At 70.8% G+C, this 13527-nt stretch carries 12 protein-coding genes; 10 read left to right on the top strand and 2 right to left on the bottom strand.

The features are described 5' to 3' along the window. The first annotated feature begins 187 nt into the window (after window positions 1–187). The 9 genes from KVF89_RS20800 to KVF89_RS20760 all read left to right on the top strand — a co-directional run bounded on the left by KVF89_RS20800 (window position 188) and on the right by KVF89_RS20760 (window position 9818). Window positions 188–1798: an ABC transporter substrate-binding protein gene (locus KVF89_RS20800; RefSeq protein ID WP_257428272.1), complete on the top strand. Its 1611-nt coding sequence runs from the start codon at window positions 188–190 to the stop codon at window positions 1796–1798. Window positions 1799–1948: 150 nt separating this feature from the next. Next, window positions 1949–2971, top strand: a complete 1023-nt coding sequence (locus KVF89_RS20795) for an ABC transporter permease (RefSeq protein ID WP_257428270.1) — start codon at window positions 1949–1951, stop codon at window positions 2969–2971. Next, complete coding sequence (locus KVF89_RS20790; RefSeq protein WP_257428268.1) at window positions 2968–3813, top strand: ABC transporter permease; 846 nt, start codon at window positions 2968–2970, stop codon at window positions 3811–3813. Before KVF89_RS20795 ends, KVF89_RS20790 begins: the two co-directional genes overlap by 4 nt. Beyond that, entirely contained in the window at window positions 3810–4589 is a 780-nt protein-coding gene (locus tag KVF89_RS20785) for an ABC transporter ATP-binding protein (RefSeq protein ID WP_257428267.1), read from the top strand. The genes KVF89_RS20790 and KVF89_RS20785 overlap by 4 nt, the downstream gene beginning before the upstream one ends. Further along, on the top strand, window positions 4582–5403 hold the full coding sequence (locus KVF89_RS20780; RefSeq protein WP_257428266.1) for an ABC transporter ATP-binding protein: 822 nt from the start codon (window positions 4582–4584) through the stop codon (window positions 5401–5403). Before KVF89_RS20785 ends, KVF89_RS20780 begins: the two co-directional genes overlap by 8 nt. Further along, on the top strand, window positions 5403–6437 hold the full coding sequence (locus KVF89_RS20775) for an LLM class flavin-dependent oxidoreductase (RefSeq protein WP_257429163.1): 1035 nt from the start codon (window positions 5403–5405) through the stop codon (window positions 6435–6437). Before KVF89_RS20780 ends, KVF89_RS20775 begins: the two co-directional genes overlap by 1 nt. After that, window positions 6434–7627 carry a M24 family metallopeptidase gene (locus KVF89_RS20770; RefSeq protein ID WP_257428265.1) on the top strand — a complete coding sequence of 398 codons (1194 nt, stop codon included), beginning with the start codon at window positions 6434–6436 and terminating at the stop codon, window positions 7625–7627. Before KVF89_RS20775 ends, KVF89_RS20770 begins: the two co-directional genes overlap by 4 nt. Then, window positions 7624–8853 (top strand): threonine synthase, encoded by a 1230-nt coding sequence (locus KVF89_RS20765; protein ID WP_257428264.1) that lies wholly within the window; start codon window positions 7624–7626, stop codon window positions 8851–8853. Before KVF89_RS20770 ends, KVF89_RS20765 begins: the two co-directional genes overlap by 4 nt. Beyond that, entirely contained in the window at window positions 8853–9818 is a 966-nt protein-coding gene (locus KVF89_RS20760) for an LLM class flavin-dependent oxidoreductase (protein ID WP_257428263.1), read from the top strand. Before KVF89_RS20765 ends, KVF89_RS20760 begins: the two co-directional genes overlap by 1 nt. A 10-nt stretch (window positions 9819–9828) precedes the next feature. Here KVF89_RS20760 and KVF89_RS20755 read toward each other — a convergent pair whose 3' ends face one another. Then, window positions 9829–11106, bottom strand: a complete 1278-nt coding sequence (locus KVF89_RS20755) for a PucR family transcriptional regulator (RefSeq protein WP_257428261.1) — start codon at window positions 11104–11106, stop codon at window positions 9829–9831. A 40-nt stretch (window positions 11107–11146) separates the two neighbouring features. Next, entirely contained in the window at window positions 11147–12334 is a 1188-nt protein-coding gene (locus KVF89_RS20750; RefSeq protein ID WP_257428259.1) for a PucR family transcriptional regulator, read from the bottom strand. A gap of 137 nt (window positions 12335–12471) precedes the next feature. On the opposite strand from KVF89_RS20750, the gene KVF89_RS20745 reads away from it, so the two are divergent. After that, window positions 12472–13515: an ABC transporter substrate-binding protein gene (locus KVF89_RS20745; protein WP_257428257.1), complete on the top strand. Its 1044-nt coding sequence runs from the start codon at window positions 12472–12474 to the stop codon at window positions 13513–13515. Window positions 13516–13527 lie beyond the last annotated feature (12 nt).

Below are 13527 nucleotides of genomic sequence, written 5' to 3'. Positions count from 1 at the left end.
AGGTTACGAAACATGTCCCTGACCCGCCCCCCACGCCTGGACGAGCCCAGCCTTGTGACCGGTCACAAAGGAACGGTCCAGATCTTTGGCACCCCGGCCGTGGTCCCCACCACGACCGGCTTGGCAGAGTGGCGCCGCGCTCGCCCCCCACTGCGGGCGCAGACCCCTTCCATCTAGGAGGCCTGTGGTGAAAGCGCACTCCCGTCGATCGCGGCTGATGGTGTCGGTGACGGCCCTGACGGTCGCCGGTGCCCTCGTTCTGTCTGCCTGCGGCTCCGACTCCAACAGCGAGTCGTCCGGCAAGAAGCCGTTGGTGATCAGCCTGGACAGCTCGGTCGACGTCATCGACCCGCAGCAGTGGCGGACGCCGGCGTCGATGGTGACCTCGGGCTCCGTGGTGGAGCAGGTCATCGAGCAGACGTACAGCGAGAGCGGGCCGGCGCGGATCGGCGGCGGTGAGTTCACCAATGCGCTGTCGGAGAAGCACGAGTACTCCGCGGACGGCAAGACGCTGACGATCACGCTGCGCGACGGGCTGAAGTTCGCCGACGGCACGCCGCTGACGGCGGACGACGTGGTCTGGTCCTACCAGCGCGGACTCGAGATGTCCGCGGCCTACACCAAGGTGCTCTACCCGATGGTCGGCCTGACGGCGGACAGCTTCACCGCACCCGACGCGCGGACCGTGCAGGTCACCGCCGAGTTCGGTACGCCGCTGCTCGACAAGATGCTTGCGATGCAGCCGTTCGGCGTCTACTCCAAGGCGACGGGCGAGGAGCACGCGACGCCGGACGACCCGTGGGCGGCTGCCTGGTTCCGGGAGAACAGCAACTCGTCGGGCCCCTACAAGGTCGCGGCCTACGACAAGACGACGAGCATTCAGCTCGCTCCGAACACCGAGTACTACGACCAGGACCGCATCGCCAACGGCGGCGTGACCATCCAGTTCGTCTCCGACCCCGCCCAGCGCGCGCTGCTGCTGCGCAACGGCGAGATCGACCTCGCCGGCGGCCTGCCGCTGGACCAGGTGGCGGAGCTGGCGAAGACCGACGGGCTGTCCGTGGTGTCCGAGGCGTCCAACCGCCTCGAGTACCTCGGCCTCAACACGACCAAGGCGCCGTTCGACGACAAGCGGGTCCGCCAGGCGATCGCCCTCGCGATGCCGTACCAGACCTTCGTCGACGAGGTCCTCTACGGGTACGGCGACGCGTCGTCCGGCATCGTCTCGAGCAACATGGAGACGCACGCCGACAGCGTGACGGAGGCGTTCAAGACCGACCTGGCCGCCGCCAAGCAGCTGCTCAGCGAGGCCGGGGTCAGCGACCTCAGCACGACCCTGTCGTTCAAGCAGTCCTCCACCGTCGAGGCGCGGGCCGCGGTCTACATCCAGTCGGCGCTGAAGGAGATCGGGATCGACGTGCAGATCAAGCCGCTGCCCGACGCCGAGTTCACCCAGCGCACCAACGCCCGTGACCTGGAGATGTACCTCAACAACTTCCTCGCCTGGGGCGCCGACCCGTTCTACCAGATGGCCTCCCTGGCCGGCAGCGGCGCGGGCACCAACTTCAACAACTACGCCAACCCGGCGCTGGACGAGCTGCTGCAGCAGGGCTTCCGCAGCCAGGACCAGGCCGACCGGGATGCCGTGTCCGCCCAGGCGCAGGAGCTCCTCGTCGACGAGATGCCGCTGGTGCCGCTCTGGAACCCGAAGTGGACGTACGTCGTGCGCGACGGCGTGCACGGGCTCACCAAGGACAACACCGAGCAGCTTCGCCTGCAGTACCTGACCAAGGACTGACCAGCAAACGGCCCCGGGCGGGGTGGTCGGCGACCACCCCGCCCGGATGGCGTCGATCAACCCTCGATCGCCCCCGGATCGCCCCCGGATCGCCCCCGGATCGCCCCCGATCGCCCCCCGATCGACCGACTCGACCAAGGAGGTGGAGTGATGCTCCGCTACGTCTTGCGGCGACTGGCGATCTCCGCCGTCACCGTGGCGGGACTGGTGCTCGTCACCTTCATCGTGGTCCGCATCCTGCCGGGCGACGCGGCCGCGGCGCGGCTCGGGCCCGAGGCCAGCCAGGCCGACATCGACGCCCTGCGGGCCCAGCTCCGTCTCGACGACTCGCTGCCCAAGCAGCTCCTCGACTACACGACCGGCCTGCTCAAGGGAGACCTCGGCCCGGCGGTCTCGACCGGGCGCCCGGTCAGCGACGAGCTGTTCGACCGGCTTCCCGCCACCATCGAGCTCGCGTTCGCCGGCCTCGTCATCGCGCTCCTGATCGGCTTCCCCTGGGGCCTGCTCGCGGCCGCCCGGCCCGGACGGGTCGGTGACGTCTCGGGCCGCCTGTTCGCCGTGCTCGGCTCGTCGATGGCCCCCATCTGGCTCGGCCTGCTGCTGATCTTCGGCTTCTACTCGACCTGGCACCTCTTCCCCGGACCGGTCGGCCGGCTGGCCATCGGCACGCTGCCGCCACCCGAGGTCACCGGGACCTACGTGTTCGACAGCCTGCTGGCCGGCGACTTCGGCCTGGCCTGGCAGTCGATCCAGTACCTCGCGCTCCCGGCGCTCACCCTGGGCCTCGGCGCCTCCGCCGCGGTGTTCAAGATGGTCCGCTCCGCCGTGCTCCACACCGCCGACTCCGGCTTCGTCCGCACCGCCCGCGCGTACGGCGTACCCGGGCGGGAGGTGCTGCTGCGCGACCAGCTGCGCAACGCGATGCTCCAGGTGCTGACCGCCATCGGACTGGTCTTCGGCTTCCTGCTCGGCGGCAACATCATCGTCGAGCGGCTCTTCAACTGGCCCGGCATGGGCCGCGTCGCGTACGACGCCCTCGGCAGCAACGACCTCGGCCTGCTGCAGGGCTACGCGCTGATCATCGGCACCATCTACATCCTGCTCAACCTCGTGGTCGACCTCGTCTACGGCGTCATCGACCCCCGCGTCCGTCTGGGAGGGAGCAACTCATGAGCACCATCGACGCCGGCGCCACCGCCGGCACCCGTGCCTGGCCCGGCACCCTGCTGCGCCGCCCCTTCCTCCTCGTCGGCCTGACCATCGTCGGCATCCTGCTCGTGCTCGGGCTGGTCGGGCCGTTCCTCGTGGACGACCCGAGCGCCCGGGTCGCGGAGCCCTTCCTCGCACCGTCCGGCTCACACTGGTTCGGCACCGACAGCTTCGGGCGAGACATCTTCGCCCGCTGCGTCAACGCGATCTGGCTGGACCTCGCGATCGGCGTCAGCGTGGCCGTGCTCGCCATGATCATCGGCTCCGCGATCGGCGTCATCGCCGGCTACCTCGGCGGCCTCGTCGATGACGTGATCATGCGCTGCGTCGACATCCTGATGGCCTTCCCCGGCTTCGTGCTGGCGATGATCCTGCTGGTCTCGATCGGCGAGTCGCTGCCCAAGCTGGCGATCGCACTCGCCATCGCCCAGGTCGCCCCGTTCGTGCGACTGGTCCGGGCCAAGGTGCTGAGCGAGCGCGAGCTCGACTACGTGGCGGCCGCCCGGGTCTCCGGCGCGCGCTGGCCGCGGGTCGCCTTCCGGCACCTGCTGCCCAACTCCATCCGCCCCGCCGCGGTGCAGCTCACCCTGGTCTGCGGCTACTCCATCCTCAACGTCTCGGGTCTCGCCTACCTCGGCGTCGGCATCCACCCGCCGACCGCGGAGTGGGGAGTGATGGTCTCCGAGGGCGCGGCGAACATGCTGACCGGCCAGTGGTGGACCGCGTTCTTCCCCGGCCTGCTCATCGCGATCACGGTGATGGCCCTGCACTTCATCGGCGACGACCTCGGCGGTGATCGAGCATGAGCCGCCTGGTGGTCGAGAACCTCGGCATCGCCACGGCCGCGGGCACGCAGATCCTGGAGGACGTCTCCTTCGACATCGCGCCCGGCGAGATCGTCGGACTGGTGGGCGAGTCCGGCTCCGGCAAGTCGATGACGTCGTACGCCGTGATGGGCATCCTGCCGCGGGGCGTGCACCAGACGTCGGGCCGGATCCTCGTCGACGGAGAGGACGTCACCGATGTCGAGCGCCGCTCGGTCGCCTGTCACTTCGCGATGATCTTCCAGAACCCCCGCGACTCGCTCAACCCGCTGATGCGGGTCGGCGAGCAGGTGGCCCGGATGGTCGCGCTGCACCAGGGGGTCAGCCGTCGCGACGCCCGGGTCCAGGCCGTCGAGCTCCTCGAGCAGGTGCGGATCGCCCAGCCCGCGGAGGCGGCGCGGAAGTACCCGCACCAGCTCTCCGGCGGCATGTGCCAGCGGATCATGATCGCGATGGCGCTCGCCTGCCGGCCCCGGCTGCTGCTGGCCGACGAGCCGACCACCGCGCTCGACGTCACCGTGCAGTCGCAGATCCTCGACCTGATGGTCGAGCTCACCGAGCAGATCCAGTGCGGTGTGCTCCTGGTGACCCACGACCTGGGCGTGGTCGCCGAGACCTGCGACCGGGTCAACGTGCTCCATCAGGGCAACCTCGTCGAGCACGGGCCGGCGATGGACCTGCTGCACAACCCGCAGCACGAGTACACCCGCTACCTCCTCGACTCCGCCCGCGAGCTGGAGGTGGACGGCCGTGCTTGAGATCACCGAGCTCCGCAAGGAGTACCGCACCGGCTCGGGCGTCCTCGCCGCCCTGGACGGCGTGAGCGCCAGCCTCGAGAAGGGCCGCACCCTGGCCGTCGTCGGCGAGTCGGGCTCCGGCAAGTCGACGCTCGGCGCGATCGTCACCGGCCTCGAGACGGCGACCTCGGGGAGCGTCGTCATCGACGGTACGACGATCGACCGGCGTGCCTTCCGCGGACCGCTGCGGCGCCGGGTGCAGACGGTCTTCCAGAGCCCGCTGCAGTCGCTCAACGCCAAGTACAAGGTGGAGACCACGCTGACCGAGCCGCTGCGGCTGCTGCTCGGTCTCAGCAAGAGCGAGGCGTCCGCCCGCGTCGACGAGCTGCTCGACGCCGTCCACCTCCCGCGCGAGCTGCGGCACCGCCGGCCCACGGAGCTCTCCGGCGGCCAGCAGCAGCGCGTCGCGATCGCCCGCGCGCTGGCACCCGAGCCCGACCTCGTCGTACTCGACGAGCCCACCAGCGGACTCGACCAGTCCATCCGTGGGCGGATCGTGACCCTGCTGCGCGAGCTGCAGGCCGAGCGCGACCTCAGCTACGTCTTCATCACCCACGACATCGACGTGGCCCAGGCCATCGCGCACGACGTGATCGTCATGCAGCAGGGCCGGATCGTCGAGCGGGGTGGTCGTGAGGTGTTGCGCGCGCCCCAGCACGACTACACCCGGCGGCTCCTCGCCGCCGTCCCCAGTCTCGACCCCGCGCGGCGCCGACGTGCCGCGCATGCGATCAGCCCCACCCCCCTTCCCCATGATGAGGAGACAGCACCGTGATGCGTTTCGGACTCGGCGTTCCCACCGGAACCGAAGGCCTGATGTACCCCGTTCCCTACGCGAGCCCCGAGCAGGCCGTCCAGCTCGCGGTGGAGGCCGAGCGGCTCGGCTTCGACGGTGTCTGGGGCAACGACCACGTCACGACGCAGCGGTACGTGCGCGAGGAGTTCCCGGAGCCGCCGCGCTACTACGACCCCTACCTCTACCTCGCGTACGTCGCCGCCGAGACGACCACGCTGCACCTGTGCACCGCGATCACCGTGCTCTCGTTCCGCAACCCGGCCGTGCTGGCCAAGCAGGCGGCCACCCTCGACCAGCTCTCCGGCGGCCGGTTCAAGATGGGCGTGGGCATCGGCGCCTACCGCGAGGAGGCCGAAGCCATCTGGCCCGGTGCCAAGCTGCACCGTGGTCGTCAGGCCGACGAGTACCTCCAGGCGCTGGAGGTCATCTTCCGCGACCGCAGCGCCACCTTCGAGGGCGAGTTCGTCAACTTCCGCGACGTGGAGAGCTTCCCGCGTCCCCGCCAGGACGTGCTGCCGATCCTCTCCGGCGGCAACTCCGACGGCTCCCGCGAGCGGGCCGCCCGCTGGTGCCAGGGCTGGATCCCCGCGGTCCTGACGCCGGCCGAGGTCGCCGAGGGCATCGCCGAGATCCGCCGGATCGCCGAGAGCCACGGCCGTGAGCTGCCCGCCGACTTCGACGTCGCGCCGCAGCTGTCGGTCTCGCCCGGCAAGGACACCAAGGACGCGATCACCCGCTTCGAGGGCTCGCAGCTCTATGCCCACATGCAGTCGCTGTCGAAGAGCACCCTGAAGGACCAGGACACCTCCGACTTCGTGCGGCGCAACCTGATCGGCAACGCCCAGCAGATGATCGAGCAGGTCCACGCGTACGCCGAGGCGGGCGTCACGACGCTCTCTGCGCTCCTCTTCGCCTGCAACACGGTCGAGGAGACCCTGGACAGCATGGCGTGGTTCTCGGAGAACGTGATCCACCCGTACCGGCGTGAGGCCGGCTCCGGAGAGCTTCGATGAGCGCTCGCGCCATCGACCCCTCCCTCGTCGCCGCTCGGCGCGACCGGCTGCGTCAGCAGCTGCCCGGCGCGGGCGTCGACGCGGTGCTCGCACTCAGCGCCGCCAACTTCGACTACGCCACCGGCTACCGGAGCGTGTCGGCGGTCGTGCACGGGATCTCGCCGCTGGCGGCGGTGCTGAGCGCCGATGCGCTCAAGGTCGCCGGACCGGTCTCCGACAGTGCCCCCGGCTTCGACGCGGGCCTGGTCGAGGACGACTACTCCGCGTACGGACGGTTCTTCTACGAGTCCGAGGGCGGTACGGCGCGGCCGACGCAGCTGGTCGAGCAGCATGCGGACTACGCGACCGCGATCGCGGCCGCCGTGCGTGCCGCGGGCGTCGCCTCGGGTCGCCTCGGGATCGACGAGCGGGCCTGCCCCGAGCCGCTGCGCCGGCAGCTGGAGGAGCTGCTCCCCGGTGTCGAGCTCCTCGCCGCCAGCACCTGGTTCTCCCAGGTGCGCGGGGTGAAGCTGCCCGGCGAGGTCGAGCTGCTCGAGCGCTCCGCACGCGTGGTCGAGTCCGCCATCCTCGCCGGCATCGACGCGGCCGGCGTCGGCGTCTCCGAGGCCGAGATCGCCCGCGTGGTCAACGGCGAGCTCGTCGCCGACGACCTCGAGCCGCGCTTCGTCGTGGTCACCTCCGGACCTCGCTCGGCGCTGAGCGACGCGTCGCCCACCCATCGGAGGCTGGAGCCGGGGGACTTGCTCCGGTTCGACGTCGGCGGCATGCGGGAGGGCTACTGGGCCGACCTGGGCAGGACGGCGGTCGTCGGTGAGCCGAGCGACCGGCAGGCCCGGTTCTACGACGCGATCCTGGCCGGCGAGGACGCCCTGTTCGCCATGGCCCGCCCCGGGGTCAGCGCCAAGGCGCTGTTCGAGCACGCCCTCGAGGTGGTCGAGTCCACCGGCGGGCCGCGGCCCTACCGGCGCCAGCACGTCGGTCACGGCATCGGCCTCGAGGTCTACGAGCCCCCGATCGTGGCGCCGTCGCACGACGTCGCGTTGCAGGCGGGCATGACGTTCTGCTTCGAGACGCCCTACTACGAGCTCGGCTGGGGCGGGATGATGGTGGAGGACGCGCTGGTGATCACCGACGACGGCGTCCGGTTGCTGAGCGACCGGCGCCGGGAGCTGCAGGTCGTGCCGGTATGAGCAGCTATCTCGGGCACCTGATCCACCCCCTCACGGGTGCCACCGTCAGCGAGGCCGACGCCTACCTCCCCGCGGAGGTGGACGGCGGCCACGTGTACGCCGTGCCGGCGCACGACCTGAGCCGGCTGCGCGGTCTGGAGACCACCGACGACCCCGGCATGTTCCGCTACCGGCCGCTGCTGCCGCTCGGCGACGGCCCGGTGGTCAGCCTCGGCGAGGGCGACACCCCGCTGGTCGAGGTGACGAACCTGGCCGGCGACCTCGGTCTCGACCACCTCTACGTCAAGGACGAGTCGCGCAACCCCACCTGGTCCTACAAGGACCGGCTGGCCGCGGTGGCCGTGACCAAGGCGGTCCAGCAGGGACGCGACACCGTGGTGGTCTCCAGCACGGGCAACCACGGCGCCGCGGTCGCTGCCTACGCCGCCCGGGCCGGCATCCGCTGTGTCGTGCTCACCCTGGCCTCCGTGCCGCTGGCGATGAAGACGATGATGCAGGCCTATGGCGCCGAGACCGTCGCCGTCGAGAACCCGACGGACCGGTGGGTGATCATGCGGCAGGCGGTGGAGGAGCGCGGCTGGGTGCCGATGTCGGGCTTCGTCGGCCCGCCGTCCGGCTCCAACCCGTTCGGCTGCGAGGGCTACAAGACCATCGCCTACGAGCTGCACGCCCAGCTCGGCGACGTACCCGACGTGGTCGTCATGCCCGTGGCGTACGGCGACGCGCTGGCCGGCCTGGCCCGTGGCTTCCAGGACCTGGTGGACCTGGGGCTCAGCACGTCCGTGCCGCGCCTGGTCGCCACCGAGCCGTTCGGGCCCTACGGCGCGGCACTGGAGCAGGGCTACCGGGCCGGCGCGACGGTGCCGGCGGGGTCGTCGGTGTCGTTCTCCATCGCGACGCCGACGGCGACCTGGCAGGGCTGGGACGCGCTGGTGCGCACCGGCGGCGCGGCGGCGACGGTGGACGACGCGACCACCCTGGCCGCGCAGCGCCGGCTGGCCAGCAGCGACGGGCTCTTCCTCGAGGCGTCCTCGGCCACGACCGTCGGCGCGCTGCCCTCCCTGATCGAGCGTGGGGTCGTCAGCGCCGCCGACCGGGTGGTCCTGCTCGGCACCTCGACCGGCCTCAAGGACATCCCGACGACGGCCGCGGCCCTCCCGGCCGTCCCGGTCATCGAGCCGAGCCTCGCCGCACTGGACGCGGCGCTCGGGGAGCTGGCGCGCTGATGAGGCTCGGAGTCGCCCCCTCGGGGCGTCGTACGGCGGCCGACGCGGTGCGGCTCGCCCAGCGCGCCGAGGCGGCCGGGTTGCACGAGGTCTGGGTCAGCGAGGACTACCTCGAGCGCGGCGCGTTCGCCGTCGCCGGGGCCATCGCGGCCGTGACCGAGACGGTCCGTGTCGGCCTCGGGGTGGTGAACCCCTGGACCCGTCACGTCGCGCTGATGGCGATGGAGGCGCACGCGCTGGACGAGGTGGCCGGCGGCCGCAGCGTGCTGGGACTCGGCGCCTCCAACGCGCGCTGGATGCAGGAGCAGCTGGGAATCGAGTTCGAGCGGCCGATCGGTGTGCTCGCCGAGTACGCCGCGGCGTTGCGGACCCTGCTGCGCGGCGAGCGCCTGCGGCAGACCCTGCTCGGCAACGAGATCGACTGCGCGCTGGACGCCGCCCCGGCCCGGGACGTCCCGATCGTGTGGGGTGTGAAGGGCCCGCGGGCACTGGCCTCCGGCGCCGAGAGCGCCGACGGTCTGATGCTCTCCGTACTCTCCTCGGCCGGGTACGCGCGCTGGGTCCGGGAGACCTACCGGCCGCGCGAGATCACGGCGTACGCGTCGTTCGCGATCGCCCCGACCACGGCCGAGGCGCGCGAGCAGCTGCGGGCGCACACCGCCCGCTATCTCGGCATGCACGGCGCCTCGGCGATCACGGAGCACGCCGGGATCGACCAGGAGCTCGCCGCGGAGCTGCAGCGCCGGCTGCGGTCCGGTCAGCCGGCCGCCGACCTGGTCGACGACGACTGCGTCGGCGCGGTGACCATCTCGGGCACCGTCGAGGACGCCGCCCGCGGCCTGCTCGCCATGCGCGACGCCGGAGTCGACTCGCTGGTCGTGATCGACGACGGCACCGCGGCTCCCGAGCTGCTGGTCGACTCGCTCGTCGCCGCGGCCCGGGAGGCGGGCCTGCTCGCCCGCTGACGGTCCAGGCTCAGGTACGCGGCTCGGGCTTGGCCAGCGCATCCCGGTGCGCGACGCCCGCCGCCTTGGCGGTCTGGTCGGCCTCGATCGCCAGGACGAGGATCGCCAGGTCGCGGGTGTTGCGCAGGGTGAGACCGGTCAGCTCCTCGATCCGTCGCAGTCGATAGACCACGGTGTTCTTGTGGACGTGCAGGGCCTCGGCGGTCGCGCGCACCGACAGGTTGTGGTCGAGGTGGGTCGTCAGCGTGAGCAGCAGCTCGCTGCCCTGCAGCCGGGTGAGGTACCGCTGGACGAGCTGGCGGGCCATCACGCCGTCGCGATGGACCAGCACCTCGAGCAGTGAGTCGCGGAAGAGGAGCACCGGGGCCGATGTCTCCCGGCCGCTGCGCGACTCGAGGGTGACGACCGCCTGGCGGCACGACGTACCGAGGCCGGAGAGACCGGAGAACGGCTCGCCCACCGATGCCCGCAGGTCCGGGGCGGCGTCCTGCTTGAGCGCGGTCGCGACCCGCTGCGCCAGGAGGTCCAGCTCCGCCTCCCAGGGCATGGCCAGCACGGCCAGCCAGCCGTCCGAGCCGGACCGCACCGTGCCGGACAGGACCGGTACGGCGAGGAGGCTGCGCAACCGCCCGACCACGTGGTGCCGGTGCTGCTCCATGGCGGCCCGGTCGGCGGGCGCGGAGGTGCCGAGCGCGACGGTCACGAAGCTCGCGTGCTCGGGATCGTCGATGCCCATCGTGACGGCCAGCCGCTCCACGTCCGCCCGGTCGACGTCGCCACCCGCGGCGAGGCTTCGGAAGAGGGCCGGCTCGCTCAGCCGCTGACCTTCCTCGATCTGGCGCTGGATCTCCAGGTGCGAGGTGAGCATGGCGTGCTCGAGCTGGTCGAGGCTGGAGATGAGGGTGGCCCGTCCCCTCCTGATGTTGGCCTGCTGGACCTGCATGCGGGAGCACCAGTCGAAGTACTCGTCGTTGAGTGCCCGCTCCGCCGTACGGAAGGACTGGATCACCGACGACGGCGAGACCCCCTGGAGCGCCCGCCGCTCCCCGGTCAGCGAGGCGCGGGCCAGCTCCGCGGGCGTGGGTTCACGGCCCTCGAGCAGGCAGACGATGACGGTGTGGACGTTCTCCCGGATCCGCTCCCGGAGCTCGCCCTGCTTGAAGACGAGCTCGGCGTAGGCGGGCACCGAGGTCCAGACCTCGTCGACGATGCGGGCCATCAGGTCGTCGAACTCCTTGAGCATCGCGCGAGCGAGGCGTTGGAGATCGGGTGGTACGCGTTCAGTCAACTGCGGGAGTCTTCCCCGGACGGTCGCCATCGGTCCACGGTCAGGCCCGGAGCACGTCGAGGTCGTCGTAGAGCTGGCGGGCGCGCAGGGCCATCAGGATGTCCACGCGCGCGAGCTCCGCGGAGCTCGCGACGCCCAGCAGTTCGCAGATGCGGCGGATCCGGTAGGTCACCGTGTTCTCGTGGACCTGCAGCTCGCCCGCCGTTGCACGGGTCGAGAGTCCGCAGCGCAGGAAGGTGCGCAGCGTCTCCAGGAGGTCCCCCTTGTCGATCGGCCCCAGGACCGAGGCGGACATCTGGGCCGCCATGCTGCGGTTCTCGACGATGAGCACCTCGGGGACGACCTGCTCGAACCGGGTGAGCCGCTCGCCGAGCCGACGGCCCACCTCGAGGGCGGCGACCGCCTCGCGCAGGGACCCTGCGGCCTCGTTGAACCGCGCCCGACGCGTGCCCAGCCCGACGGCGGCGCTGGCGGGGACTCCGGCGTCCCCCAGCGCGCGCTCGAGGACCTCGTCGATCCGGTCGACGTCAGCCACGACGAGGATCGTGCAGCCCTGATGGCCACCCAGCAGGATCGGACCGTCGACGTGGGACCGGAGACGACCGACGAGCGCCTGCCGGGCGCGGCCGACCTGCGGCCCGTCCTGCGGGCCGACGGACAGAGCGATCACCCGGTGCGGCTGGTGCACGCGGACGCCCGCCGTGCTCGCCAGCCGATCCAGGTGGGCAGGATCGAGGGCCTGGGCCCCGGCGAGGCGAGAGACGAGATCGACGCTGACGTGGCTGAACGGCGGGTGCAGCTCACCGGCGACGCCGCGATAGGCGGTGGTGGCGGCGCCGAGCATCGCGTCGACCACGACCCCGACGCGTCGGACGACCTCTTGGATGTCGACGGTGGTCGGCGGCGTGGGGCTGATCAGCAGCCGGGAGAGCATGGTCCGCTCGGCGTTGCGCCAGGAACTGATCATGGTCTCGATCGGCACGCCCTGGACGGCTCGTCGCTCAGCGATGCGGCGTACGGGCTCCAGCTCGGACTCGTTCGGCCGCCGGTCCTCGGCGACCGCGAGCAGCAGGGACCGGGTGCATGCGGCGATGGCGCTGGCCACCTCGGTGCGGTCGAGGATGCCGAGCTCCGCGCCGCCGAGCCGCTCCCACGCCGCGTCGGTCAGGCGCTCCGCGATCTGGAGGTCCTGGGTCAGCAGCTCCTGCGCACCTTGTGTGATATCCACAAGCCCCCTCCCGACATCTTCCCCACGATCCACGTATCGCGTCTCGATGCTACCGCCCATCATTGACGTCACGGCGCCCGGCCGTCGAGGAGCTCGTGCCCTCCGGTACCTCAGCCAGTCTCTCAAGGAGAACGTCAATGTCCAGAGGCTCGTCCGCCCTCTATATCGCTCTTGCCGCTGCCTCGGCATGCCTGCTCGCTGGATGTTCGGGGGCTTCGAACGAAGGCCCGCGCATCGCAGATTCCGATTTCGACTGCGCCAATCCGTCGGCTCAGGCCAAAACGACATCGGTTGCCATCCAAGCTCTTCCCCTCGTCAGCAACGGTGCCATTCACGTGGCCAAGGAGCAGGGTTTCTTCGACGACTATGGCCTCGACGTGGATATTCAACCGGCGGGCGGGTTGGACAAGGCTCTTGCGGCCGTGCAGGGCGGCGCAGCCGAATTTGCGTTCAGCACGACCACGTCGGTCGTCCAGGCCGTCGAGAAGTCGGTGCCGATCTCGATTGTCGCACCGCTCGGCGGTCTCGCGCCGGGCGAGTACGAAGAGTTGATGGCGGACCCGGAAGCGACAGGTATCACCGCCCTGGTGGCCTCGGAGGGAATCGCGGACCTCGCCGGACTTGACGGAAAGACGGTCGCGTTGGCCGATGTTCGGGGACAGTCGGAGCTGACCACCAGGTGGGTCCTGAAAGAGGCGGGAGTTGACGCCGAGGACGTCGAATTCACCGTGATGGCTCTGCCGGACGGGCTGAACGCATTCAAGGCGGGCAAGGTCGACGCGATCTATACCGCCGAGCCATTTCTTGGTCAGGCGCTCGCCGCCGGAGGCCACGTGATCAGCTGGCCGTCGGAGGAGACCTTCCAGCATGGCGTCGCTTCCGTTGTCGTCGCCTCGAACAGCTACGTGTCGGAGAATACAGACACGGTCTTGCGGATGAATTGTGCGCTCCGTCGGGCGGCCGAATACAGCAACAGCAATCCGGATGAAGTGCGTGCGGCGACCGCCAAGGCGGTGGGTGTGCCGGTTGCATCGTTGGCAACGGCCGTACCGCCCTACTTCGCGCAGGCCGCCGAGCGCGCTGATATCGAGCGCACCGTCGACATCATGGTGGACCTCGGCTTCATCCAGAAGAAGGTGGATGTAGAGAAGTTCGCTATTCCCCAGATCTTCGAGGATTAGAGAGCCCGCCGC

This window comes from Nocardioides carbamazepini (genome assembly GCF_024614185.1).
Taxonomy (GTDB): domain Bacteria; phylum Actinomycetota; class Actinomycetes; order Propionibacteriales; family Nocardioidaceae; genus Nocardioides; species Nocardioides carbamazepini.
This window is presented reverse-complemented; position numbering and strand designations above follow the sequence as displayed.